Here is a 24,582-nt window from a genome sequence, read left to right as displayed (position 1 = left end):
CTTCTAGGAATATTTAAAACTCTGCACATTGCGCTGATACTGTACTTTTCCTTATTTGATAAAATAATTTCTATTTTCGTGCCATTATCAGCGCTGCTTGCTTTAAAATATATACTAAGTACTAGTAAATTAAAGAAATACGTAGATATTTATAGATATATTTAAATATCTACTAAAATCATAACATACAAAGAAAATTAGAAAACAAACTTACTTTGACTATCTTTGACTTTAAGCGTAAAATGTAATTGTAAAAAAGGTAAAGAAAAAGTAAGGAGGTTTTATATATGTTTGGAATAATACCATATACAAATCATAACACTAGTGAAATAGGAGAAAGCTTCAGGGATTTTATAAGAGATTTCTTTAGTGACGACTTTTTTGCACCAACTACATTTATAAATGAAAATAAGATAAATGAATTTGGTACAGATATTAGGGAAACTGATAATGAATATCTTGTGTGTCAAAAACTTCCTGGAGTAAATAAGGAGGATATAAGTTTAGAATATACAGATAACAATCTAATAATTAAAGCAAGAAAACAAGAAAATTATGAGGATAGCAAAGAGAATTTCTTTGCAAAATCAACTTCTTATAATGAATTTTCTAGAAGCTTTTATTTAGATAATGTAGATAGGGATAAAATAAGAGCAAGGTTTGAAAATGGAGCTCTTGAAATAATTGTCCCAAAAAAAATTAAAAATTGTAATAATAGATCAAATATAAATATAGAATAATAATTAGGCTGTCATAATTTTATGGCAGCCTAATTATATGTATTTGTAGTCTTATATTGTTATTTTTGGTATAATTATATATGTATAAAATGTAAGTATCAAGGGGAGGATTATATGAAGAAAAGGAAAGCAGTACATATATTATTTATATTAGCTATAATAACAATGTTTATGGGGTGTTCAAATAAGGCAGAAAATGTTGTTAATGATTATTTTAAAAAAGTTCAGAATGGTGAAGTTAAGTTTGAAGATTTAATTGAACAACCTATGGAAGATAAGGTAATAGATAAAATTGAAAGTGACAAATTTTCAAAACAATATATAGACAAGATGTATTCAGAATTTGATAATAACATAAAAAATGTTAAGTATAAAATAAATAGTCATAGTACAAATGGTGATGAATCTACAGTAAATGTTACTGTTATAGGTGATAATTTATCAAATAATTTTAAACAAGTATTAACTCAAACTGTAAAATATGTTGTTCAACAAGCATATTTGGATAATAAAATGTCACAAGAAGAAGTAAATAAGTATATGAGTAATTTAATAAGTGAAATAGGCCAAGCTACTAGTTCAGAAAGAACTAGTGACATTACTCTTGAAAAAGTAAATGGAAAATGGCAAGTAAAAAATGATAGTTCATTAACTGAATTAATAACAGGAATTGATAATAATTGTTTAGAAAGTATTTCTAGTGAATTTGAGAGAATATTTAAAAAGTAATAAGGTGCAGCTAGTGTTTAAAAATAATCATTAGCTGCGCTCTAGTAATTTTTTATATATTAAAAAGGAATCTTTAATTATATGAAAATATGATGAAGAGTTATTATTTAAATAAATAGTTTCTATTTTTATTTCTTTAATGTTTATATTTTTGTGTATCATTTCTAAAAGTACATTCATTTCATATTCATATCGTGATCCGTCAATGTTTAATAATATTGGAATTAAATTATAAGGAAAACCTCTTAAACCTGTTTGGGTATCTATTAATTTTTTATGTGTTGTTAATTGGAAAATTAGCTTAGTTAAATTGTTCCCAAATCTACTTCGTAATGGTATTTTTCCAGTAAAGTATCTAGAACCAAGAATTAATGAATTATTATAAACAGAAGTTGCATTGGCCACTTTTACTATATCACAAACTTTATGTTGACCATCAGCATCTGCTGTAACAATATGACAACTTTTTTTGAAATTTTTGTATATATATTTAAGACCAGTTTTAATGGCTTCACCTTTACCTAAATTTTTTTCGTGATTTAGTATAATAGAAACATTAGAACATATTTTGAATATGTCCATTGAAATAGCTTCTAAGCTACCATCATTTACAATTATTATTTTGTAATTGGTTTTGATTTTTAATTCATTTACAAGATTAACAAGTTTCCTATCTGGATTATAAGCAGGTATTAATATAATGTTTTCCATAAGATTTACCCCCAATTATATAAATTATATTACACTAATAATAAACTTACAAATTTAAATTAAACTTAAAATTTATAATTAAGGATAACTTATATTTTAAATTTTAAAAACCTAATTACTAATGCTTTTTATAGATTTGCAAAAAAATTTATTGAAAAACAGACCATAAACTGAATTTAGCTCTCTTTTTTTGCTCTTTAGAAAAAGGAACAATTATAGACATGGCTGCAATACCTGCCCACATAGGTCTTGGAAGATTAATTAAGTTTCCTAAAAATAAGATACTAGAAACAGCAAGTGTAAGAGAAAGCTGCCATTTAGTTTTATCAGAGTCAATGTTAAAATTTTTAAATACATCTATAATTTTATCTTCATAAGTTTTTTCCCTGTGATTACGATAATATATTAATATTGTCATTAATGCACCTATAAAAAGACCTATTAATCTTTTTATGTAAGCAACACCAGACACATCATAGCCATATAGCAATAAATATCCTAAAACTAATGTTGATTGGTTAAACATCATAATATTATGACAACCTAAAAACATTAATAAAAATATGCTTATTGTGTGTATTAAAAATTCTATAGGAAGACTACTAATATTGCTTAATCTTGGACCTATAGCAAGTATAAGAAATATAAAAGATAATGTTGGAATAGCATGCTTAGTATAAAAGCCTAAATCAGCATTTCTAAATACTAATACAAATAAAAGAACAACAACACCAACAATACTATTGTCAATTCCTAAGAATTTGCTAAATGCAATTACAAAAGCTACACAAAAAAACATAGTTATAAAAATTTTAAATAAGTATATAGCTATATGGCGAATTTTTTCTTTAAGACATTTTGAATTATTAATAAGATTTTTTGAGCCAGCTTGATTTAATTGTAATTCATTATAAAAAGTCATAAAGTACACACTCCTTTTACACAATTTTTTGAATTTAGCAAGGAAAAATTATACCCTTTAGAAATATCATTGTCAACAACATATTGAGTGTATAGAAAATCCTTTTAAATAGTTTATTAATTGTAATTATTATTTTAATAAGAAGAAATATAAAGTATTTAAATGTATACTACTGAAATATTATTAATTATTATTTGCCCCAATAGGAAATTTAATATTGTTTTTGTATATTATGCTACGATTGTTGAATTTGTATTATTTATTATTTAAAATCTTTAGTGTTACAATAAAAATATAATAACTAAAGAAAGGAAACAAAAAAATGAATAATAATATTACAGTACGTGTAGCATCTGTTAAGGATGCTAAAGCACTACTAGACATATATACACCATATGTAAAAGATACAGCTATTACCTTTGAATATGAAGTTCCAACTTTAAAGGAATTTGAAGAAAGAATATCAAATACACTTACTAAATATCCATATTTAGTTGCTGAGAAAAATAATGAAATAGTTGGATATGCCTATGCAGGAGAATTTAAAGGAAGGGCAGCATATGATTGGGCTATAGATTAGTAGGACGATTTTATAAGTGTGCTTATAAACTTGGTAAATGGTATGATATGGTTTGGATGGAAAAGCATATAGGCCATCATACAGAAAATCCAAGTAAGGTAATACCCTTTAACAATTTAAAATAATATGTTTATTTAATTTATTAAAATACATATAAGAAAAAGAGCATGTTGTATGGCATGTTCTTTTTCTTATAAATGAATATGATTTTCAATTTATAAAAATTAACTATTGAGAATGAATATCAACAGTGATATAATTAATATATCAAAAAATGAGGAGGATAAAAATGAAAGATTATTTAGAAATTGTAGAGGTTGTTGCAAGACAAATTTTAGATTCTAGATGTTTTCCTACTGTAGAAGTAGAAATATATTTAGAAGATGGTACTATGGGAAGAGCTGCTGTTCCTTCAGGAGCATCAACAGGTATGTATGAGGCTGTAGAATTAAGAGATGGAAATAAGGACTATTATTTAGGAAAAGGTGTATTAAATGCAGTAAAAAATGTTAATGAAATAATAGCCGAAAAATTAGTAGGATATAATGTATTTGATCAAGTAGCTATAGATAAAATGCTTATTGATTTAGATGGTACAGAAAATAAAGGGAAATTAGGTGCAAATGCTATTTTAGGAGTGTCACTTGCAGTAGCAAAGGCAGCAGCTAATGCGTTAGGATTACCTTTATATAGATATATAGGTGGAGTTAATGGAAAGGTATTACCGGTTCCAATGATGAATATTTTAAATGGAGGTTCACATGCTGATAATTCTGTAGATTTACAGGAATTTATGATAATGCCAGCAGGTGCTGATACTTTTAGTAATGCATTAAAAATGTGTGCAGAAGTTTATCACACATTAAAGAAGTTATTAAACGATAAAGGTTACTCAACTGGAATTGGTGATGAAGGTGGTTTTGCTCCTGATTTAAAAAGTAACAGAGAAGCATTAGATGTTATAGTTGAAGCAATTAAAAAAGCAGGATATACTCCTGGATTAGATATGTTTATTGCAATTGATGCTGCATCTTCTGAATATTATGAAGATGGTAAATATGTTTTAGAACATGAAGGAAAAACTTTTACATCAGAAGAAATGGTTAAATTCTTTGAAGATTGGGTTAATGAATATCCAATTATATCAATAGAAGATGCTATGGCAGAAGAAGATTGGGAAGGATGGAAACTTATAACTGAAAGTTTAGGTAAAAAAGTTCAGCTTGTAGGTGATGATTTATTTGTTACAAATACAAAGAGATTAGAAAAAGGAATAGAAATGGGAGTTGCCAACTCTATACTTATTAAATTAAATCAAATTGGTACATTAACAGAAACATTAAATGCTATTGAAATGGCAAACAGAGCAGGGTATACTGCTGTAGTTTCACATAGATCAGGTGAAACTGAAGATACTACTATTGCAGATTTAGTTGTTGCTGTAAATGCAGGACAAATTAAAACTGGTGCTCCAGCAAGATCTGAAAGGGTAGCAAAATATAATCAATTATTAAGAATTGAAGAAGAACTTGGGGATGTAGCACAATTTAGAGGTAAAAAAGCTTTCTTTAACATAAAATAAGAAAATATAATAAAAGGGGTTGTCGCACTAAAAAAAAGTGTGACGCCTTTTTGTAATATTATTTAAAGAACTTTAATAATATAAAAAGTGACATTAGTAAAAATAAAATTCTAAAATAATATAAAAAAATTCGATAAATCTATTGACAAGATAGGGAATTTAATATACTATCTAATTGAGAATGATTTTCAATACATCATACATTATATAAAAAAATAACACAACAAGTATTCCTTCAAATGCAAAACCACACGCACGTTGCATTTAAATTGTTGTGTTATAAATAGAAAATTTCTCAAATTTAAAAAATCTTATTGTATAGATTGCACACCCTATACAATAAGATTTTAATTTTATTATGAATAATTGTCAAGTGGTTATTTTTCATTTAATATATATGTTTCAATTCTTATAATATCTCATCATTAAGTGATAATTCAAAGAATAGTGAAAGTAGCGATAATAATACTAGCAATGATAATAGTAAAGAAAATGCTAATAGTAATTCTGATTTGCCTGTTGCAACAATAGAAATTGAAAATTATGGCACTGTAGAAGCAGAATTATATCCTGAAATAGCACCAAATACAGCTGGAAGCCAATTTTTTATTATGACAAGTACTAGCAGTCATTTAGATGGTCAGTATGCTGCTTTTGGCAAAGTAATATCAGGAATGGATGTTGTAAAGAAAATAGAAAGTGTAAGTACCGATGCTAATGATAAGCCTAAAGAAAAATTAGTAATAAAATCAATAAAGGTAGATACAAAAGGTGTTGCTTATGCAGAACCTGAAAAAATAAAATAATAAATTATTAAAGGACAGTGTAATTTTATACCTGTCCTGCTATTTTTCTTAATATATTTTTGTTATGAATAATATCTAAAAGTTCATCTTCAAAGGTAATAGTATTGTTTCTTGATTTAAAGTATCTATTTACCTTTTTTACAATATCTTTAGAATCAAAATCAATAGATGAAATAAAATCTGTTATACTTTGTCCTGAATAAACAGCATATAAATATGGAGCCATTACATATTGAATATTGGTTAAAATAGAATCTTCAATCCAATAATCAATATTCTTATATGTGATATTCTTTTCCATAAGTTTCATATAGGATTTTAAACCATCTTCTGAGGATTCCCAAAAATCTACGTAAGCATAATCAAATTTTTTTAAAAAGTCATCATTAAAATAATCAAAGGCATTACCATGAATTATTTTAAGTTCTTTATCTTTATTAAATTGAGGGTATATATATTTATTAAAAAGTTCTATAACATCTTTATTAAATTCTACTATAGTTACACTTTTAACATTATCTTTTTGAAGCCATAAATAAGGTATAACACCTATGCCAAGACCAAAGGTAACACAGTTGCCATATCCCTTTTCTATTCCATCATTCATACTTTGTATTTCGCTTACAGCAGGAGACATCCAAACAGTTTTTTTATTTTCTTTAAGAACGGGCATATTAACATCTTCATCAAAATATCCTATTGGTTCGTAATGAAACAAATATTTTCCCAAGGGTTTATGAAAATCCATATTCATAAGTCTTCTCTTTTTTATAATATCATTTTCATATCGTACTGTTTGTGTACTAATATTATCAAGCTTTATATTTTTATAGTAAGGATTTTCAGTAAGAATTTTAGAATCATATTTTAATGTATTAATAGGAATATTGTATGATTTTAAAATTTTAATTAATTCTTGCTCTTTTTTTTCAGTAATGGGTTTATCCATATAATCAAGTACAGTTGCTAAATAATTATTCATTTCAATCATTGACATAATAAGATTTTTCATGGACTTATCTAAGTTTTTGTTTTTTTCAAATTTTATCATAAATGCTTTGCCTCAATATTTTAAATTTGTAAATAATTATTATTTACTATAATAATGTATCATATTTTGCATATTTTTTGTAATAATATAATTAATAGTTTAAGTCATTACTTATAGATAAATTATATTATTTAGGGTAGAATAATCATATAATATGATAAATTTTGTAAGATAAATTAGTAGGTGATTATTAAATGAAGACAATTGAAGTTGTAGCAGCTATTATAAAAAAAGATAATAAAATATTTATAACTCGCAGAGGATATGGGGAGTTTATTCACATGTGGGAATTTCCAGGTGGCAAAATGGAGATAGGTGAAACAAAGGAGCAGGCACTAGTTAGAGAAATAAAAGAAGAATTAGATACAGAAATTAGTGTAGATGAATTTTTAACAACTATAGAATATGATTATCCAAATTTTCATCTTATTATGCATTGCTTTTGGTGTCATGTAGTAAATGGACAATTAAAATTATTAGAACATGAAGATTCAAAATGGATTTCAATAAATGAAATAGATGGAGTTGATTGGTTACCTGCAGATATTTTAGTTGTGGAAAAAATGAAGAAACAGCAATTCATGTAGAAGATATTAATGGTGATATTTTGTTTATTTATGCTAGTGATGATTTAATGTGGCCAAGTAAAGATTCAGTTAAATATATGGTTAATAGATTAAAAAATAAAAATTGGAATCATAAGGTGAAAACTTTACTTTGGATTAATGAGAGATAATCATTGGTAACTTATAAAAAGGTTGTGTTTGGCAGATAGTTATAAATTATATTTTTTGTAGGAGAATTTTTATTCTCCTACAAATTTTAAGACATTAAATCATATTTATTTGACATTATATATTGAATTGCCTCTCCAACACCATTATGGTCATTATCTTTTGTGATAAATTTACAAAGCTTTTTAATATCATCATGCGCATTATTCATTGCTACAGAAAATCCAACCGTACTTAACATTTCTATGTCATTATTAGCATCACCTATACCAACAATTTCATTTAGTGAAATTCCTAAAAATTTTCCAAGTTGTATAAGCCCTGTTGCTTTGGTTACGTTTTCAGATATTATTTCTAATGATGTTTTTTCTGCATAAACAAATGTAAGTGGATATTGTTTTAATTCTTCATAGGCTTTACTTCGATCTTCTGGTGAGCGAAAATAAATATTGATTTTTGGGATGGAAACATGAAGTCTTCCTTCTTCTTCCATATCTTGTACCTGTCTCGTTACTTTCATTTTGATAAATGTATTTATTTTCTATACAGTCATAAATAATGGCACCACTATAGCAAACAGCATATCTTACCATTGGCAATATTTTAAAGTATTGTTGTAGTTCTGATATTGCACGACCTGTACAATACACTAAATGCAAATTTCTATTTATTATAACTTAAAATAAAATGCAAGTACATAAGAATAAGGATTATTTAAAAAGTTAATAATAAATATATAATTAAAAATTAATAAATACTAAAAAACTATTGACAATGATAACAGTTCTCAATATAATAAATATATAAATGATAATTGATATCAATTAAAAATAAAATTCAATTAACAAAGGAGAAGTGTAAATGAAAATAGTTTATTGGCCAGGTTCAGGAAATACTGAAAAAATGGCAAACTATGGATGCCAAATTCCATTAGAGTGCAAGATAGTTAATGAAGCACCAGAAGATAATGATCCATCTTTAATTGAATATGGTAAGCAAATAGCAAAATTATAAAGGTGATTAATATGTGTTTAGATTTTTTTGAAAAAATTTCAAAGTTAGACAGTAAGGAATATATAGAGTCTTTTATATTATATAGTATATCTCCAGTAATAGCTGAGGCAAAACCTTCAGTAACCTTAAATTTCAAAAAAGATGATAATGATGGATATAAGAATTGGAATGAATTTGGTGTATCCTTTATAAAAAACCTTGGATTAGAATGTATGGATTTAAGAAAAACTAATGATTATATAATTGTACTTGTATATAATGAGAAATTAATAAAAAAATTTATCGACCATAAGAATGTAAAAGAATTTTTACATAAAGTTGGATATGAAGAAAGCGATAATACTTATACTTATCTAAGCACATTAAAAAAAAGATATAAATTATATCATTGTCCCCATGAGTTAGGCATTTTTCTTGGAATCCCACTCGATGATGTTATAGATTTTATTCAATGTAGCAAAAAAAAATGTCTTGCATGTGGATATTGGAAGGTATTTAATAATTACGACTTTGCAGTTAAAAAATTTAAGCAGTACGATGATATAAAAATGATTACTGCAAAAAGAATAATTCAAGGTGTAGAAATATCAAGTGTAGTAAATGAAATAAAAAAATAACCCCAAATTATAGAGTAACAAAAATAAAAGCTTAAGATTTATCTTAGGTTTTTATTTTTTTATTAAAGAAAAGTTTTCTTCTTTAATATTATGGTAAAATAATAATTAATTAACAACATAAAGAGGAAGAGTGTAATGATTAAATTAAATGATTATCTGTATTCAGGGGATACAGTTCTTAGAATATTACATAAATATACTAATGATCTTAGAATTTCAGCAAAGGCCAATAAAAATGAAGTGGATTTAGTTCATTGTGATTTTTTAACTCAAATAAAAGATTTATTAGAACATAATGATTTCTTAACTGCTCAATCTCAAAGAATTAGAGAGTTTTATAGATACATGGTAAATGAATATCCATATCTTGCATTTACATTTAAAGGAAGAATTAAATCACTTATTAGAGCAGAGGAAAAGTTTAATGGATATATAGTAAAATACATTTATAATTATCATAGTAAATATAAAAAATATCCATCAGTTTCAGAATTAAAAGAGCAACTTATATGTTTTAGGGATCTTATTGCTTATAGAATTGTAATTTCTATGCCAAGATGTCATTTAAAAGATGTAAGAGACCGTGAAAAAGAAGAATTAAAATGTTTATATGAAATTGCCAATAATCTTCCTGCTTTTCTTGAAAAGCTAGGTTTTCATCCAGAAGTAGCAGGAATTGATTCAGACATTGAATCGGTAAATTTAGAAAAAGAAGTACGTCCTTACTATAGAGATTATATAGTAAACACAAGTCCTTCAGGTTATCGTTCTTTACATATTACATTTTATGATACTATTGCAGGATGTTATTTAGAAGTACAATTACGTACAAAAGGAATGGATGATTATGCAGAAATAGGACCTGCTAATCATTTAGGCTATGAAAAACGTCAGGAAAGAGAACGTGCAAGAAGAGATGCTATTCCTATAGGTGAATGTATTTATTTTGATGAGGCATATGAAAGGGGAATGGAGCTTCAACAATTAGAACTTTCTAAAATTGATGTTAATATGTTTTCAGCTATGGATAATAGTTTAATTAATGATGGTTGCGGATTATTTCGTGGCAGATCAATTTTACCTTATGAGCATCTTTCAAGATTTCAAAATGATTTATTTGATTAATTTGACAAAATACGCCCTAATAATATAAAATAATCATAACTTAAGAAATTTTTCAAGGAAAAAATATATATAATTAAAATTTGAATTATTAACAAAGGTGTTAACATAATTTATTATGTTGCGCCTTTTTTATATTACAAAGAAAGGTTATGATTATACATGCTAAAAGAAAATGAATGGATTACTATAAATAGAGTTTTACTTGAAATTTATGAAATAAAAAACGTTAATGAATTAGCAGAAAGGCTTCTTAAAATGATAAGAATGCTTATACCCTATTCTAATGGATATTTTCTTGTTTTTGACAAAGATGAAGAAATTAATAGGAAAGAATCTTCTTTTATTGGAATAAAAGAATCTATAAAAGAAAAGTATTTAAGTTATTTTTATAATGTAGATTACTTAAAGTATATATATGAATTTACAAAAGAAACAGAAACTTATAGAGATACAGATATTTTAGATGATTCTATTAGAAAGAAAACTGAATTTTATACAGATTTTTTAAGGCCTAATAATATACCTTTTGGAGCAGGTATATTATTAATGAAGGATGAAAAAATGCTTGGTATTATTAATTTATTTAGAAGTAGTGAATTAGGTGATTTTTCAGATAAGGATATGTATATACTAGATGCACTAAAGTTTCATTTAGCAAATATACTTTATGATATTATATCAAAAAAAGAAGAAAAGACAGAAGTTAATAAGGTTGTACAAGTAATGGCTTTAAATAATGATTTATCAGAAAGAGAAGTTGAAGTTATAAAACTTATTAATGAGGGAAAAACAAATGCTCAAATTGCCGAAATTTTACTTATTAGCTTATCTACAGTAAAAAAACATGTTTATAATATATATTCTAAAATAGGAGTAAAAAGCAGAATGCAGCTTGTTGCTTACATGAATGAAATATAAAATTAAATAAATTTAAGAGCTGTTTTAAAATACAGCTTATTTTTTTGAACAAAAATAGAACTAAAGTAGTATATAAAATTAAAAAGTTCTATTATATCAGAAAAAATGGATATTTAGGACAATTGAATAGATATGAACTAAAGAATAAAATTAAATCATCAAAAGAAATTATATAAAAGATATGCAATGGCGCATGAAAGTTAAAAAAGTGCCTGCATATCTTTTTTGTTTTTAAAATTATATTACTAAAAAAATCTCTTTATAAATTTTGAAAGGTGGAATTAAAGATGAAAAAGATATGGAGTAAAACATTAAAACCAGGTGAAAAATGGTCAGGAAATATAGGAAAAGGCAAATATATTCATTTTAAAGCATTAGGAGAAGATGCAAATGTATCAATGCTTTTATATAACATGAGAGATTTAACAGAAAGATATAACATGCCTGATACTTTAAAGGCTCAATATACAGCTCACCTTACAAAAGGCAATGTATTAATGAGTGATAATGGAAGAGTATTTGCAAGTATTGTAGAGGATAGTTTAGGATGGCATGATTCTATATCAGGATATACAACAAGAAAATTAACTGATGAAAAGTATGGAAAAACACTATATCAAGATAAGAGAAATGATTGGTATAGAAGTGGTGATGAAAATTTTCAAATGGAACTTATAAGAAATAATTTAACAATGAGAGATATGGTTCCTTGTGTTAATTTATTTTCTAAAGTTTATGTAGATGAAGATGGAAGTATGCATTATGTTAATGGGCACTGTACTAAAGGATCAACAGTTACATTAAGAACAGAAATGGATATATTAATAATTTTGTCAAATACTCCTAACCCTCTTAATGAAAGTACTACATATCCAAGTGTTCCAGTAACAGTTGAAGTGTATGATGCACCAGAAGTTGATTTATTAGATGAATGTGTAAATCATAGGCCAGAAAATTGCAGAGCCTTTGAAAATACATGGGATTACAATAATTTACTTGGAATATAAGATTTTTAATAAATGGAGGAATGAAAAATGTATGGATTTGTAAGAAAAGAAAGTAATTTAAAAATAGAAGATGCAATATATAACGAAGTTGTTAATGCAGGAGAGGGATGGATGCATAAGGTTTTAAAGGGACAAACTTTTAGAATTTTAGATATAGAAGGTAATCAAGCTGTAGATACAATGTTTTATGATATGACAAATTTAGAAGATCATTATAGTGCAATAACAACAATAGTGATGCAAAAAAATATTTATTTAACAACAGGAAGCATATTAAGAACAGAAAGTGGAAAGCCACTTTTAGAAATAACAGCAGACCTTACAGGACGTCATGATACATTAGGTGGTGCATGTTCATCACAAAGTAATACTGTTCGTTATGCAAGAGAAAAAATTGATATGCATAACTGCCGTGACAGTTTTATGCTTCAACTTTCAAAAAATAATTATGATTTAGGAAAGAGAGATTTAGCACCAAATATTAATTTCTTTATGAATGTACCAGTTACAAAAGAAGGAGGACTTAAATTTGATGATGGTGTATCTGCACCAGGGAATTATGTAGAAATGAAAGCATTAGAAGATACTATAGTTTTAATAAGCAATTGTCCACAACTTAATAATCCTTGTAATGCTTATAATCCTACTCCAGTTCGTTTAATAATATGGGATAAATAAAAAAATAATGTGCAAGAAGCTTAAAAAGGAGGAAGACAAAATGTTTAAAAAGGTATTAATTGCAAACAGAGGAGCTATAGCAGCCAGAATTGAAAGAACATTAAAAAAGATGGGAGTAAAAAGTGTAGCTGTATATTCTAAAGCAGATGAGGATAGTCTTCATGTAATAAATGCTGATGAAAAAGTATTTTTAGGAGAAGGAACTGCAAAAGAAACATATCTTGATACAAAGAAAATATTAGATGCAGCAAAGGAAACTAATGCAGAAGCTATACATCCTGGATATGGTTTTTTAAGTGAAAATACAGATTTCGCAAGAGAATGTGAAGCAAATGGAATTAAATTTATTGGACCATCTCCTGAAGATATTGAATTGTTTGGACTTAAACATTCTGCAAGAGAAATAGCATTAAAGGCAGGGGTTCCATTACTTAAAGGTACAGGCCTTTTAAGTGGTGTTCATGAAGCTGTAGAAGAAGCTGAAAAAATAGGATATCCAGTAATACTTAAAAGTACAGCAGGTGGTGGAGGAATTGGAATGCGAATATGCAATTCTTCTGAAGAATTAAAAAATGCATATGATGCGGTATGTCACCTTGCAGCAGCTAATTTTAATAATGCAGGAGTATTTGTAGAAAAATATGTAGAAAGATCAAGACATGTTGAGGTTCAAATATTCGGAAATGAATTTAATGAAGCAGTAGCTATAGGTGAAAGAGATTGTTCTGTTCAAAGAAGAAATCAAAAGGTTGTAGAAGAAAGCCCAGCTCCAAATCTTCCTGATTCTGTTAGAGAAAAAATGTATAAAGCAGCAGTAAGCCTTGCACATACAGCTAATTATAGAAGTGCTGGTACAGTAGAGTTTTTATATGATGAAAAAAATGAAGAATTTTTCTTTCTAGAAGTTAATACAAGACTTCAAGTAGAACATGGAATTACTGAAGAAGTATTTGGAATTGACTTAGTTGAATGGATGGTAAAAGAAGCAGCAGGGGAACTTAGAAATCTTTCTTCAAAAGTTGGAGAAAAAAATGGACATGCTATAGAAGTTCGTGTTTATGCAGAAGATTGCATTAATGATTTTAGACCAAGCTCAGGAAAAATTGATGAAGTTATATTTGATGATACTGCAAGAATTGAAACATGGATTCAAAAGGGTGTTGAGGTAACATCTTTATACGATCCAATGCTTGCAAAATTAATTGTACATGGCAAAGATAGAGAAGATGCTGTAAGAAAAATGAAAAAAGTTCTTGATAAATCAAGGGTTTATGGTATAACAACAAATCTTCAATATTTAGGAGCACTATTTAATACAAAGGAATATGAAAATGGAAAATTGTTTACAGGAATGCTTAAAGATTTTCATCCAGAGGAAAATGCATTAGAAGTGCTTGATGGTGGAATTCAAACAACTGTACAAGATTATCCTGGAATGAAAGGATATTGGTCAGTAGGAGTACCTCCTTGTGGTCCTATGGACGATTATAGTTTTAGAATAGGAAATTCTATTTTAGGAAATGATGAAAATGCATCAGGACTTGAAATGACATTAAGAGGTGGTACATATAGATTTAGAAAAGCTATGAGCTTTTGTATTACTGGTGCTGATATGAAACCTGAACTTGATGGAGAACCAGTAAAAATGTATCAAGTTGTTCATGCTATGCCAATGCAAGTACTTAAGTTTAAAGATTGTAAAGTTGGAATGAGATCATACCTTCTTATAGCAGGTGGTTTTGATATGCCTAAGATAATGGGAAGCAGTTCAACATTTATTGATGGTAAATTTGGAGGTCATGGAGGCAGAGTATTAAAAACAGGTGATGTTTTAAGAGTAAATAAAAATTGCCTTATAGATTCAATAGAATCTTTTAATGAAAAGTATATACCTAAAATAACTAATAATTGGACAATAGGTGTTATTCCAGGACCTCAGCCTACAGGAGAATTTTTAAAACCTGAATATTTAGAAACATTAACAACATCTGAATATGAAGTTAACTTTAATAGTGCAAGAACAGGGGTAAGACTTAATGGACCAGTACCTGAATGGGTAAGAGAAGATGGAGGGGAGGCTGGACTTCATCCATCTAATATTCATGATAATCCATATGCAGTAGGAACAATGGATTTAACTGGAGACCAACCTATTTTATTAGGACCTGATGGACCAAGTCTTGGAGGATTTGTTTGTTCTGTAACTACTGCTAAAGGTGAAATGTGGAAACTTGGGCAACTTCATCCTGGAGACAAAGTTCATTTTAAACTTTTGAACCTTGAAGAAGCTGAGATTATAAGAAAATGTCATGAAAGTAATTTAAAGCATGAATATAAAGAAATAAAAATGCCAGAAAGGAAAGAAGAAATTACTGCAGATTATGCAATTCTTGCAAGAGAGCATGTTCATGATACTGATATTGTAGTAAGGCTCGATGGTGAAGAAAATGTTCTTGTAGAATATGGAGAAATGGAACTTAATATAGAACTTAGATTTAGAGTTCACATATTAATGGAAGAACTAAAAAAACTTAACCTTCCAATAATAGATTTAACACCAGGAATTCGTTCACTTCAAGTTCATTTTAATGTTGAAAAAATAAGTCCAATAGAAATTACTGAAATAATATTAAAAACTAATAGAAAACTTAAGGATTTAAAAGACATTACTGTTCCATCAAGAATAGTAAAGCTTCCATTATCTTGGGATGATCCACAAACTAGACTTGCAGCTGAACGTTATCAAAAAACAGTTCGTGAAAATGCTCCATGGTGTCCAAGTAATCCGGAATTTATAAGAAGAATAAATGGTTTAGATACTATAGATGATGTAAAAAATATAGTATTTGATGCAGATTATTTAGTACTAGGTCTTGGAGATGTTTATTTAGGTGCTCCAGTTGCAACGCCACTTGATCCAAGACATAGAATGGTAACTACAAAATATAATCCTGCACGACCATGGACTCCAGAAAACGCAGTAGGAATTGGAGGAGCATATCTTTGCGTTTATGGAATGGAAGGCCCTGGAGGATATCAATTTGTAGGTAGAACTGTTCAGATGTGGAACAAATTAAGAGAAACTAAAAGTTTTAAAAAAGGTAAGCCATGGCTTTTAAATTTCTTTGATGTATTAAAATTTTATCCTGTAAGTCCTGATGAAATATTAAAATTAAGGGAAGATTTCATTAGAGGCAACTTTGAGGTAGAAATAGAAGAAACTACATTTAATTTAGGAGATTACTTAAAGTATTTAGAAAGTATTAAAGAAAGCAGTAAGAAATTTAAAAGAAAACAGGAAGTAGCCTTTTTACAGGAAAGAGAAAGATGGAAAGAACAAGGACTTGATGAATTTATTTCAGATGATCATAGCAGTGTAAATGCTTTAGCAGAAGAGGATATTCCAGAAGGATGTGAGGCTGTAAGAACAAATATTCCAGGAAGTGTATGGAAAGTACTTGTTAAAGAAGGACAGAAAGTTGAAAAAGGTGAGTCAATTATGGTACTTGAAAGTATGAAAATGGAATTTGCAATATCAGCAACTGTAAGTGGAACTGTTGAAAAAATATATTTAGAACCTGGAGATCAGGTTGATGCAGGTCAACTTGCTATATGCATAAAATAAGAAAGGAGAAAAGAGATGAAGTATTTTCCTAAAAAATTAACAATATCATGGATTCGTAATAGCTATTTATCAGGTAAATTAACACCTTTAGAACTTATGAAGGAAATAGTAAAGCGTGCAAGAGATAAAAGGAATAAAAATATTTGGATAATTGAACCTGATATGTGTTTTATAAAGGGGTATATAGAAAAATTAAAAAATATGGATATAAAGGATTATCCTCTTTGGGGAATTCCTTTTGCCATAAAAGATAATATAGATCTTGAAAATATGCATACAACAGCAGCTTGTAATAAATATTCTTATTTGCCAAAGGAAAGTGCCTATGTTGTAAAAAAGCTTATTAAAGCAGGTGCTGTTCCAGTAGGAAAAACAAATCTTGATCAATTTGCTACAGGACTAGTAGGTACAAGAAGTCCTTATGGTGAGGTTCATAATTCCTTAAATGATGATTTAATAAGCGGTGGTTCAAGTTCTGGCTCAGCAGTTGCAGTAGCCCTTGGAATGTCAGCATTTTCTCTTGGAACAGATACAGCAGGTTCAGGAAGAGTACCAGCTGCCCTTAACTGCATTGTAGGTTTAAAACCATCTCTTGGAGCATGGTCTACAAGAGGTGTTGTACCAGCCTGTGCCACATTAGATTGTGTAACTGTTTTTGCAAATAATTTAGAGGATGCCCTTCTTGTTGATAAAGAAGCAAGGGGTTTCGATAAAGAATGTGCTTTTTCTAAGGAATATAAATTGCCAGATGTTAAATTGCCAGAAAAAATATGCTTGCCTAAAAATGGAGTTTCATTTTATGGACCTTATAAGGATATATATGAAAAAAAGTGGCAAAAAGCAGTGAAAAGAGTAGAAAATATGGGTATAAAAGTTGAGTATATTGATTATTCAATTTTTGAAGAAGCTGCATCAATTCTTTATGATGGACCATGGATAGCAGAAAGATTTAAAGATTTAGGTGAATTTGTATTAAATAATGAAAAAGATATTTTTCCAGTAACAAAAACAATACTTATGTCTGGAAATAAGGAAGAATATACAGCAGCAAGTCTTTTTAAATCAATACATAAATTAAGAGCATATAAAAATAAGGCTTCACAAATTTTAAAAAATGCAGTACTTGTAATGCCAACTTGTGGAGGAACATTTACAAGAGATCAAGTAAGAGAAGATCCTATAAATACAAATTCTCTTATGGGTAAATATACAAATCATTGCAATTTATTAGATATGTGTGCATTAGCTGTACCTGAAAATACAAATGATTTTAATATTCCCTTTGGAATAACTGTTTTTGGAATGTCTAATGCAGAAGATATAGTAAGAGGATTTTCTAAGAAATTTTTAGATACAGAAGCTATGGAAATAGCAGTATGTGGTCTTCATATGGAAAATATGCCTTTAGAAAGTGAAATAACAAGCCTTAATGGTTACTTTAACAGAAAAGCAGAAACATCACAAAATTATAAAATGGTAAAAATTAATGGGGATTTAGTAAAACCAGGTCTTATACGTGATGATAAAAATGGGCATAAAATAGAACTTGAAATTTTTAATATTCCCTTAAAAAATATTGGAAAGTTTGTAGAGAATATTAAGTATCCTTTAGGAATAGGAAATATAGAACTTGATGATGGAACTTTTGTAAAAGGTTTTGTGTGTGAAAAAATTTTTGAAGAAAAATGTGAAAATATATCAGAATATAAAAGCTTTAGAAATTATCTTAATAAATAAAAAAATAAGAAAGGATGATAAATTATGAAAATGATAAAAGCTGTTGTAAGACCAGAAAGAGTTGAGGAAATATTAGATGCACTTATGGAAAATGGATTTAATGCTGCTACAAGAATGAATGTACTTGGAAAAGGAAAACAAAAAGGATTAAAAGTTGGAGATATATATTATGATGAAATACCAAAAGAATTAATTATGATTGTAGTTGAAGATAATGAAGAAGAAAAAGTTATAAACATAATTTCAGAAACTTCAAGAACTGGCAAAGAGGGTACATATGGAGATGGAAAAATATTTGTAACTACAGTGGAAAAGGCCATAACAATAAGCAGTGGTAAGGCTGAACTTTAAGGAGGGAATATTATGAAAGAAGTTATAATAATTATTCGACCTAAAATGTATTTTGTTACAAAAAAAGCATTAAATGATGCTGGTTTTCATTCTATGGTTGTAAAAGAAGTTATTGGAAGAGGCAAACATCCTATTCAATATGATTTAGATGATGGAAATACAGTACATAATAGATTAGTAGCTAAAAAGATGATAAATATGTATGTAGTGGATGAAGAAGTAGACTTTTTAATAAAAACAGTCATTGAAGCTAATAAAACAAATCATGCAGGAGACGGAAAAATATTTATATTGCCAGCAGATAATGCAGTAAGAGTAAGAACTGGACAAACTGGGAATGAAGCGCTTTTGTAAAGTAAAAAGGAGGTAACTCTTATGAAAAAAAAACTTGGAACTTTTATTCTTGCAGTAATAATGGTACTAATGACAGTGACAATTACAGGCTGCACAGGTAAAAGCAAGGTAGAAAAGGGAACTAAGGAAAATCCTTTTATAATAGGAGTAAGTCCCATGACAGGATGGTATGCTTGGTACGGAATTAAGGAGACTGGCATTTTTGAGAAAAATGGAGTATATGTAGATATTCAATTTTTCCCAGTGTATAGTGATTCATTAACAGCATTTTATTCAGGACGAGTAGATGGAATATGTATTGCTGGTTCAGACACTATTGCACCATATAATGAAGATGTTGGATTTGATATAGTGTTAGTAACTGACACATCAAGTGGAGCAGATGGTCTTGTAGCAACTAGTGATATAAAGGATGTAGAAGATTTAAAGGGAAAAAAGGTAGCTACAGAACTTGGAACAGTTGATCATATGTTTTTATTAAAGATGTTAGAAAAGCACAATATGACAATTGATGATATAGAATTTACTAATATGACAATAAATGATGCAGGACCAGCATTTTTAGCAGGAAGTGTGGATGCTGCAGTTTTATGGGAACCAACTTTGTCAATGGCAATAAGTGGTGGTGGTAATTTAATTACAAGTTCAAAGGAAACACCAGGTCTTATTCCTGATACTTTTGCAGTAAGTGATAGAGTTATGAAAAGTAGTAGTAGCGCAGTACAAAAAGTTGTAAATTCGTGGTTTGATGGTGTAGAACTTTTAAATAAAAGAGATAAAAACTTTATTCAATCTATTGCAGATGATGCAGAATTATCATATGAAGAATATGAGAATATGTTAGATGGTGTAACCATATATGATAAATCAATGAACGAAGAAATTTTTACAGATGGAGATGATTATAATCATCTTATATATACTTTAAACGATACAGCAGATTTTCTTTTTGATGTAGGTATGATAGATAAAATGCCTTCAGATTTACATGAAATAATAAATGATAAATATATAAGGGAGGCAGGAAATAATGATTAAAATAAAAATAAGAAAAGAAATTAGCAAAAAAAAGTATACATGTCTTGCAGTAATATCATTTCTAGTTATTTTAGCTGTATGGACTCTTATAAGTTCTTTAGAATTAGTTGATACGATATTTCTTCCTACACCTTTAAGTGTGGTAAAATATGTGATTAATTCTATAAAAGATGGAGTACTTCTTGCTAATATGGGAATAAGTATTTATAGAATTGTTATGGGATTTATTCTTGCAGTAATACTTGGAGTACCTGTAGGTATACTTGTTGGAACATTTAAGCCTTTTGAAGCAGTAGTAAGACCTATATCAGAATTTATAAGATATATGCCTGTACCAGCATTTGTGCCATTAATAATGGTATGGGTTGGAATTGGTGAAAGTGCAAAAATTGCAGTTATTTTTATAGGAACATTTTTTCAATTAGTGCTTATGGTTGCAGATGATGCAAGAGCAGTTCCAGATGATTTAATTTATGCAAGTTATACATTAGGAACAAATACTAAAACAGCTATTACAAAGGTGCTTATTCCAGCAATGCTTCCAAGACTTATGGAAACTCTTAGAATGATGATAGGATGGGCATGGACATATTTAGTAAGTGCTGAGCTTGTAGCTGCAAGCAGTGGTCTTGGATATAGTATTTTAAAAGCTCAAAGATTTATAAAAACTGATGCAATATTTGGTGGAATTATAGTAATAGGTCTTTTAGGACTAATAACAGATAGAATATTTGCATTTGCAAATAAGAAACTGTTTGCCTGGGCAGAAGGAGGTAAATAAAATGTTTAATTTTAAAAGTAAAAATAAGAATAAGCTTCCCGATTTACATAGTCATATAGAGGCTAATCTTGCAAACAGTAAAATACATATTAAAAATGTAGAAAAAGTTTACCATTCTGCTAAAGGTGATACTTTAGCAATGAAAGATGTTAATTTAAATGTACTTGAAAATGAATTTGTATGTATAGTAGGTCCTTCAGGATGTGGTAAGTCTACTTTATTAAGAATGATAGGAGGTCTTGATGAAGCTACAAGTGGAAGCATAATAGTAAAGGATAAAGAAATAATAGGTCCTGGTGTAGATAGAGGAATGGTATTTCAGGCATATACTTTATTTCCTTGGATGACTGTTGAGGAAAACATAAGATTTGGTCTTAAGTTGAAGAAAATGCCTAAAAGTGAGCAAGATCCTATTGTTGATAAATATCTTAAAGTTACAAAGCTTGAAAAGTTTAGAAATAATTATCCTAAAGAGTTATCAGGAGGAATGAAACAAAGAGTTGCAATTGCAAGAGCTCTTGCAAATAGCCCTGAAGTTATATTAATGGATGAACCTTTTGGGGCTTTAGATCCTCAGACAAAAGCTGAAATGCAGCTTTTAATGAGAGAAATATGGCAGGTTGAAAAGCCTACTATTATATTTGTAACTCATGATATAGATGAAGCTGTATTTTTGGGAAGCAAAGTAGTTGTAATTACAGAAAGACCAGGAACTGTAAAAGAAGAAATAAGAGTTTTACTTCCTTATAATAGAGATTTAGACTTAAAGGATACAGAAGAATTTTTAAAGATAAGAAAACATGTAAATGATCTTATTTATAAGTAGTAGGTTGTTTCTTAGTAGTTTTTACTGCTAGGAAGCAACCTTTTTTCTTAATTAAAAAAGTCCTTTTAGAATATATTTGTATATATAAAACTTAATTGACAATTTTGTGAATTAATAGTTATAATGTAGTACAGATATGTACAGTTTATTTAATAATGAGAAATTAATATTGTTAAAAATATATGAAGTTTGTAAATGCTTTAAGGAGAGTAAAAATGAATAGAGTAGTAATTACAGGAATTGGAGTAGTTTCTCCAGTAGGAAATAATTTAAATGACTTTTGGAATAATATAAAAGAAGGAAAACATGGAATTGATTTAATAACAAGATTTGATACTACAGATTTTCCAGTTAAGGTAGCAGCAGAAGTAAAAGATTTTAATCCATTACTTTCAATGGACAAAAAAGAAGTAAAAAGAACTGATCTTTATAGTCAATACGCATTAGAAGCAGCAAGACAGGCAGTAGAAGACTGTAATTGTGACTTAAATAAATATTATAATCCTTATGAAATAGGAGTAATTGTTGGTAGTGGTACAGGTGGCATAAGTTCACTTGAAGAGGGACATGAAAGATTCATAAAAAGAGGACCAAGGGCTGTATCTCCATTTATGATTCCTATGATGATTTCTAATATGGCATCTGGCAATATTGCAATAAAACATGGCTTTAAAGGAATGAATTATGGTATTGTGTCTGCATGTGCCACATCATGTCATACAATAGGTGAAGCATATTCAGCAATTAAAACAGGAAGACTTAAAGCATGTCTTGCAGGTGGTACAGAAGCTTCAATTACACCATTTACAATAGCTGGATTTAATAATATGAAGACACTTACAAATACGGATGATAAAGATAGAGCATCAATTCCTTTTGATAAAGATAGAAGCGGTTTTGTAATGGGTGAGGGGTCAGGAGTAATAGTTCTTGAAAACCTTGAAAGTGCATTAAAGAGAAATGCTAAAATATATGCAGAAGTTGTAGGTTATGGAGCAACAGCTGATGCTTATCATATAACAAGTCCAGATCCAGAAGGAGAAGCTGCAGCATATGCTATGGAAATGGCGGTAAAAGAAGCAGAAATACCTATGGATGCAGTTGATTATGTCAATGCCCACGGTACATCAACTCCTCTTAATGATAAATACGAAACTAATGCTATAAAACGTGCATTTAAGGAACATTCAAAAGACCTTTATGTAAGTTCTACAAAATCAATGACAGGACATCTTCTTGGTGCTGCAGGCGTAATGGCATCTATCATTTGTGCTATGTCACTTAAAGATGGATTTGTTCCAATGACTGTAGGGTATAAAAATCCTGATGAAGAATGTGATTTAAATTATGTAACTGAAAAAGGAATAGAAAAAAATATTGAATATGCAATAGCCAATTCTTTAGGATTTGGTGGGCATAATGCCACATTATGTTTTAAGAAATATAATAAATAGTAAATATGTTTTTAAGCTGATAGAACACTTTGTTTTTATCAGCTTTTTGTTTAAGGTTGAAAATATTATGTAATTAAAAACTCATTAAGGATAAATATTAACATATTAATATTTATTAATATATTATTTGCAATTATTAATAGTATTTTAATGTTAAAAAGTAAAAAATAGTAGGATAATAAAAGTATAAAATGCAAAAGAAACGAATTATTTTTTTAGTTTATAAGTAGTACTAGATATATTAAGGTATTTTGGGGGATGATTTGATGAAAAATAAATATTTAAGAAAAATAACTAGTGCTATTAGTTTTAGTGTATTTTTAACATTAAATACAACAGTTGTTTATGCTAAAGATTATAATGTAGAAGATACTTCTATACTTTATAGTAGTTTAGATGAAACTGTAAAAGGCGCCGATATATATAATAGTAAAGAAAATGGAACAGCTATAATGAATCAAATGGTAGGAAATAATAAAAAATATAAGATTACAAATGTTAGGGATATATATTATTCAAAAGCTATTGAGGATAAAATAGTTGAATTTACAAATAAATTTAGAGAAGAAAATGGATTAGAGCCATTAAAGAATTCTGAGGTTTTAAGATTTTCTTCAAGATATAAAAATGCTTCAATGTTTAAATATGATTATTTTGAACATAGTAATCCTAATATGGATGGTTGTAGTGCTGGTGGCTTAAGTTCTAAGCTTGGTTGTGATAATTGGAATGCATATGGAGAAAATATATATGAAATGTCAACTTCTCGTGATATAAATTCAATAGACGTATCAGCATATGCAATATTTAATGCATGGAAAGATAGTGCTGGTCATAGAACCAATATGCTTCAAGATTATTATACTTATATTGGAGTTTCTGTTTCAATATTTCAAAGGGATGGAGTTTCTTACATATTTTCAACACAACATTTTTTTGGCGATGAAGATTCAGGAGAGCCTATTAATGATCAAATTGTAATTAATTCAAAATCTTCAGAGAATGAAAATAAACCAATAGAAGATGATAATAAGGATATAGAAGAAGATGAAAATAAAACAACAGAAGATAATAATAAGGATATAGAAGAAGATGAAAATAAACCAGCAGAAGATAATAATAAGGATATAGAAGAAGATGAAAATAAACCAGCAGAAGATAATAATAAGGATATAGAAGAGGATGAAAATAAACCAGCAGAA

28 protein-coding genes are annotated in these 24,582 nt (G+C 28.2%); 23 read left to right on the top strand and 5 right to left on the bottom strand.

Going from position 1 to position 24,582, the window contains the following annotated elements:
- Positions 1 to 287: 287 nt before the first annotated feature.
- A complete protein-coding gene (locus ACTNAO_RS11060; protein ID WP_441029027.1) occupies positions 288 to 740 on the top strand; it encodes an Hsp20/alpha crystallin family protein in 453 nt (150 codons plus the stop codon).
- A gap of 114 nt (positions 741 to 854) precedes the next feature.
- Positions 855 to 1,469 (top strand): DUF5105 domain-containing protein, encoded by a 615-nt coding sequence (locus ACTNAO_RS11055; protein ID WP_441029025.1) that lies wholly within the window; start codon positions 855 to 857, stop codon positions 1,467 to 1,469.
- A gap of 30 nt (positions 1,470 to 1,499) precedes the next feature.
- Here ACTNAO_RS11055 and ACTNAO_RS11050 read toward each other — a convergent pair whose 3' ends face one another.
- Positions 1,500 to 2,180, bottom strand: a complete 681-nt coding sequence (locus ACTNAO_RS11050) for a glycosyltransferase family 2 protein (RefSeq protein ID WP_441029023.1) — start codon at positions 2,178 to 2,180, stop codon at positions 1,500 to 1,502.
- 148 nt (positions 2,181 to 2,328) lie between these two features.
- Positions 2,329 to 3,102 carry an FUSC family protein gene (locus ACTNAO_RS11045; RefSeq protein ID WP_441029021.1) on the bottom strand — a complete coding sequence of 258 codons (774 nt, stop codon included), beginning with the start codon at positions 3,100 to 3,102 and terminating at the stop codon, positions 2,329 to 2,331.
- Between the two features lie 322 nt (positions 3,103 to 3,424).
- Between ACTNAO_RS11045 and ACTNAO_RS11040 the strand changes: the two genes are divergently transcribed.
- The 4 genes from ACTNAO_RS11040 to ACTNAO_RS11025 all read left to right on the top strand — a co-directional run bounded on the left by ACTNAO_RS11040 (position 3,425) and on the right by ACTNAO_RS11025 (position 6,070).
- Entirely contained in the window at positions 3,425 to 3,682 is a 258-nt protein-coding gene (locus ACTNAO_RS11040; RefSeq protein ID WP_441029019.1) for an N-acetyltransferase family protein, read from the top strand.
- A complete protein-coding gene (locus ACTNAO_RS11035; RefSeq protein WP_441029017.1) occupies positions 3,667 to 3,807 on the top strand; it encodes a hypothetical protein in 141 nt (46 codons plus the stop codon). The genes ACTNAO_RS11040 and ACTNAO_RS11035 overlap by 16 nt, the downstream gene beginning before the upstream one ends.
- A gap of 164 nt (positions 3,808 to 3,971) precedes the next feature.
- Positions 3,972 to 5,264 (top strand): phosphopyruvate hydratase, encoded by a 1,293-nt coding sequence (eno, locus tag ACTNAO_RS11030; RefSeq protein WP_441029015.1) that lies wholly within the window; start codon positions 3,972 to 3,974, stop codon positions 5,262 to 5,264.
- 395 nt (positions 5,265 to 5,659) lie between these two features.
- Positions 5,660 to 6,070: a peptidylprolyl isomerase gene (locus tag ACTNAO_RS11025; RefSeq protein WP_441029031.1), complete on the top strand. Its 411-nt coding sequence runs from the start codon at positions 5,660 to 5,662 to the stop codon at positions 6,068 to 6,070.
- A 25-nt stretch (positions 6,071 to 6,095) separates the two neighbouring features.
- Here the strand turns inward: ACTNAO_RS11025 and ACTNAO_RS11020 are convergent, their stop codons facing one another.
- Entirely contained in the window at positions 6,096 to 7,121 is a 1,026-nt protein-coding gene (locus ACTNAO_RS11020; RefSeq protein WP_441029013.1) for a hypothetical protein, read from the bottom strand.
- A 194-nt stretch (positions 7,122 to 7,315) separates the two neighbouring features.
- Between ACTNAO_RS11020 and mutT the strand changes: the two genes are divergently transcribed.
- Both mutT and ACTNAO_RS11010 read left to right on the top strand, forming a co-directional pair.
- Positions 7,316 to 7,708 carry an 8-oxo-dGTP diphosphatase MutT gene (mutT, locus tag ACTNAO_RS11015; protein WP_441029011.1) on the top strand — a complete coding sequence of 131 codons (393 nt, stop codon included), beginning with the start codon at positions 7,316 to 7,318 and terminating at the stop codon, positions 7,706 to 7,708.
- Positions 7,651 to 7,857, top strand: a complete 207-nt coding sequence (locus ACTNAO_RS11010; RefSeq protein ID WP_441029009.1) for an acyl-CoA thioester hydrolase/BAAT C-terminal domain-containing protein — start codon at positions 7,651 to 7,653, stop codon at positions 7,855 to 7,857. Before mutT ends, ACTNAO_RS11010 begins: the two co-directional genes overlap by 58 nt.
- 86 nt (positions 7,858 to 7,943) lie before the next feature.
- Here the strand turns inward: ACTNAO_RS11010 and ACTNAO_RS11005 are convergent, their stop codons facing one another.
- Both ACTNAO_RS11005 and ACTNAO_RS11000 read right to left on the bottom strand, forming a co-directional pair.
- Entirely contained in the window at positions 7,944 to 8,375 is a 432-nt protein-coding gene (locus ACTNAO_RS11005; protein WP_441029007.1) for an HAD family hydrolase, read from the bottom strand.
- Entirely contained in the window at positions 8,272 to 8,514 is a 243-nt protein-coding gene (locus ACTNAO_RS11000; protein ID WP_441046109.1) for an HAD hydrolase family protein, read from the bottom strand. The genes ACTNAO_RS11005 and ACTNAO_RS11000 overlap by 104 nt, the downstream gene beginning before the upstream one ends.
- 202 nt (positions 8,515 to 8,716) lie before the next feature.
- Here ACTNAO_RS11000 and ACTNAO_RS10995 point away from each other — a divergent pair, with 202 nt between their 5' ends.
- The 15 genes from ACTNAO_RS10995 to ACTNAO_RS10925 all read left to right on the top strand — a co-directional run.
- Positions 8,717 to 8,869 (top strand): hypothetical protein, encoded by a 153-nt coding sequence (locus ACTNAO_RS10995; protein ID WP_441029005.1) that lies wholly within the window; start codon positions 8,717 to 8,719, stop codon positions 8,867 to 8,869.
- Positions 8,870 to 8,880: 11 nt separating this feature from the next.
- Positions 8,881 to 9,486: a DUF3793 family protein gene (locus ACTNAO_RS10990; RefSeq protein WP_441029003.1), complete on the top strand. Its 606-nt coding sequence runs from the start codon at positions 8,881 to 8,883 to the stop codon at positions 9,484 to 9,486.
- 135 nt (positions 9,487 to 9,621) lie between these two features.
- A complete protein-coding gene (locus ACTNAO_RS10985; RefSeq protein WP_441029002.1) occupies positions 9,622 to 10,611 on the top strand; it encodes a guanosine polyphosphate pyrophosphohydrolase in 990 nt (329 codons plus the stop codon).
- A gap of 159 nt (positions 10,612 to 10,770) precedes the next feature.
- Positions 10,771 to 11,529 (top strand): response regulator transcription factor, encoded by a 759-nt coding sequence (locus ACTNAO_RS10980; RefSeq protein ID WP_441029000.1) that lies wholly within the window; start codon positions 10,771 to 10,773, stop codon positions 11,527 to 11,529.
- 287 nt (positions 11,530 to 11,816) lie between these two features.
- Complete coding sequence (locus ACTNAO_RS10975; RefSeq protein ID WP_441028998.1) at positions 11,817 to 12,536, top strand: urea amidolyase associated protein UAAP1; 720 nt, start codon at positions 11,817 to 11,819, stop codon at positions 12,534 to 12,536.
- Positions 12,537 to 12,563: 27 nt separating this feature from the next.
- The gene (locus ACTNAO_RS10970; RefSeq protein WP_441028996.1) at positions 12,564 to 13,214 is read left to right on the top strand and encodes an urea amidolyase associated protein UAAP2; all 651 of its coding nucleotides are present in this window, start codon (positions 12,564 to 12,566) and stop codon (positions 13,212 to 13,214) included.
- Between the two features lie 40 nt (positions 13,215 to 13,254).
- Entirely contained in the window at positions 13,255 to 16,839 is a 3,585-nt protein-coding gene (gene uca, locus ACTNAO_RS10965; RefSeq protein WP_441028994.1) for an urea carboxylase, read from the top strand.
- A gap of 15 nt (positions 16,840 to 16,854) precedes the next feature.
- Positions 16,855 to 18,576, top strand: coding sequence for an allophanate hydrolase (locus tag ACTNAO_RS10960; protein WP_441028992.1), 1,722 nt, complete (start codon positions 16,855 to 16,857; stop codon positions 18,574 to 18,576).
- A 24-nt stretch (positions 18,577 to 18,600) separates the two neighbouring features.
- Complete coding sequence (locus ACTNAO_RS10955; RefSeq protein ID WP_441028990.1) at positions 18,601 to 18,927, top strand: P-II family nitrogen regulator; 327 nt, start codon at positions 18,601 to 18,603, stop codon at positions 18,925 to 18,927.
- A 12-nt stretch (positions 18,928 to 18,939) separates the two neighbouring features.
- Positions 18,940 to 19,281 (top strand): P-II family nitrogen regulator, encoded by a 342-nt coding sequence (locus ACTNAO_RS10950; RefSeq protein ID WP_441028988.1) that lies wholly within the window; start codon positions 18,940 to 18,942, stop codon positions 19,279 to 19,281.
- 21 nt (positions 19,282 to 19,302) lie between these two features.
- Positions 19,303 to 20,319, top strand: coding sequence for an ABC transporter substrate-binding protein (locus tag ACTNAO_RS10945; protein ID WP_441028986.1), 1,017 nt, complete (start codon positions 19,303 to 19,305; stop codon positions 20,317 to 20,319).
- On the top strand, positions 20,312 to 21,100 hold the full coding sequence (locus tag ACTNAO_RS10940; RefSeq protein ID WP_441028984.1) for an ABC transporter permease: 789 nt from the start codon (positions 20,312 to 20,314) through the stop codon (positions 21,098 to 21,100). The genes ACTNAO_RS10945 and ACTNAO_RS10940 overlap by 8 nt, the downstream gene beginning before the upstream one ends.
- Before the next feature lies 1 nt (position 21,101).
- Complete coding sequence (locus tag ACTNAO_RS10935; protein ID WP_441028982.1) at positions 21,102 to 21,926, top strand: ABC transporter ATP-binding protein; 825 nt, start codon at positions 21,102 to 21,104, stop codon at positions 21,924 to 21,926.
- Positions 21,927 to 22,141: 215 nt separating this feature from the next.
- The gene (gene fabF / locus ACTNAO_RS10930; RefSeq protein WP_441028980.1) at positions 22,142 to 23,380 is read left to right on the top strand and encodes a beta-ketoacyl-ACP synthase II; all 1,239 of its coding nucleotides are present in this window, start codon (positions 22,142 to 22,144) and stop codon (positions 23,378 to 23,380) included.
- 266 nt (positions 23,381 to 23,646) lie between these two features.
- Positions 23,647 to 24,582: CAP domain-containing protein (locus ACTNAO_RS10925; RefSeq protein WP_441028978.1), on the top strand; the 936-nt coding region annotated here is incomplete at its 3' end.

It is taken from the genome of Clostridium sp. HCP1S3_C6, assembly GCF_052066735.1.
Taxonomy (GTDB): domain Bacteria; phylum Bacillota; class Clostridia; order Clostridiales; family Clostridiaceae; genus Clostridium.
Note: the sequence above shows the minus strand (reverse complement) of the source record. Positions and strands in the feature narration are given on the sequence as shown.

Bases quoted from the DNA above. Each gene is read 5' to 3' on its own strand.
- ACTNAO_RS10950 (WP_441028988.1), top strand. From the start codon at position 18,940: ATGAAAGAAGTTATAATAATTATTCGACCTAAAATGTATTTTGTTACA.
- ACTNAO_RS11020 (WP_441029013.1), bottom strand. From the start codon at position 7,121: ATGATAAAATTTGAAAAAAACAAAAACTTAGATAAGTCCATGAAAAAT.
- ACTNAO_RS11045 (WP_441029021.1), bottom strand. From the start codon at position 3,102: ATGACTTTTTATAATGAATTACAATTAAATCAAGCTGGCTCAAAAAAT.
- ACTNAO_RS10980 (WP_441029000.1), top strand. From the start codon at position 10,771: ATGCTAAAAGAAAATGAATGGATTACTATAAATAGAGTTTTACTTGAA.
- ACTNAO_RS11005 (WP_441029007.1), bottom strand. From the start codon at position 8,375: ATGAAAGTAACGAGACAGGTACAAGATATGGAAGAAGAAGGAAGACTT.
- ACTNAO_RS10935 (WP_441028982.1), top strand. From the start codon at position 21,102: ATGTTTAATTTTAAAAGTAAAAATAAGAATAAGCTTCCCGATTTACAT.
- ACTNAO_RS10960 (WP_441028992.1), top strand. From the start codon at position 16,855: ATGAAGTATTTTCCTAAAAAATTAACAATATCATGGATTCGTAATAGC.
- ACTNAO_RS11055 (WP_441029025.1), top strand. From the start codon at position 855: ATGAAGAAAAGGAAAGCAGTACATATATTATTTATATTAGCTATAATA.
- ACTNAO_RS10940 (WP_441028984.1), top strand. From the start codon at position 20,312: ATGATTAAAATAAAAATAAGAAAAGAAATTAGCAAAAAAAAGTATACA.
- uca (WP_441028994.1), top strand. From the start codon at position 13,255: ATGTTTAAAAAGGTATTAATTGCAAACAGAGGAGCTATAGCAGCCAGA.
- ACTNAO_RS10990 (WP_441029003.1), top strand. From the start codon at position 8,881: ATGTGTTTAGATTTTTTTGAAAAAATTTCAAAGTTAGACAGTAAGGAA.
- ACTNAO_RS11050 (WP_441029023.1), bottom strand. From the start codon at position 2,180: ATGGAAAACATTATATTAATACCTGCTTATAATCCAGATAGGAAACTT.
- ACTNAO_RS10945 (WP_441028986.1), top strand. From the start codon at position 19,303: ATGAAAAAAAAACTTGGAACTTTTATTCTTGCAGTAATAATGGTACTA.
- ACTNAO_RS10970 (WP_441028996.1), top strand. From the start codon at position 12,564: ATGTATGGATTTGTAAGAAAAGAAAGTAATTTAAAAATAGAAGATGCA.
- fabF (WP_441028980.1), top strand. From the start codon at position 22,142: ATGAATAGAGTAGTAATTACAGGAATTGGAGTAGTTTCTCCAGTAGGA.
- ACTNAO_RS10985 (WP_441029002.1), top strand. From the start codon at position 9,622: ATGATTAAATTAAATGATTATCTGTATTCAGGGGATACAGTTCTTAGA.
- ACTNAO_RS11040 (WP_441029019.1), top strand. From the start codon at position 3,425: ATGAATAATAATATTACAGTACGTGTAGCATCTGTTAAGGATGCTAAA.
- ACTNAO_RS10995 (WP_441029005.1), top strand. From the start codon at position 8,717: ATGAAAATAGTTTATTGGCCAGGTTCAGGAAATACTGAAAAAATGGCA.
- ACTNAO_RS10975 (WP_441028998.1), top strand. From the start codon at position 11,817: ATGAAAAAGATATGGAGTAAAACATTAAAACCAGGTGAAAAATGGTCA.
- eno (WP_441029015.1), top strand. From the start codon at position 3,972: ATGAAAGATTATTTAGAAATTGTAGAGGTTGTTGCAAGACAAATTTTA.
- mutT (WP_441029011.1), top strand. From the start codon at position 7,316: ATGAAGACAATTGAAGTTGTAGCAGCTATTATAAAAAAAGATAATAAA.
- ACTNAO_RS10955 (WP_441028990.1), top strand. From the start codon at position 18,601: ATGAAAATGATAAAAGCTGTTGTAAGACCAGAAAGAGTTGAGGAAATA.
- ACTNAO_RS11060 (WP_441029027.1), top strand. From the start codon at position 288: ATGTTTGGAATAATACCATATACAAATCATAACACTAGTGAAATAGGA.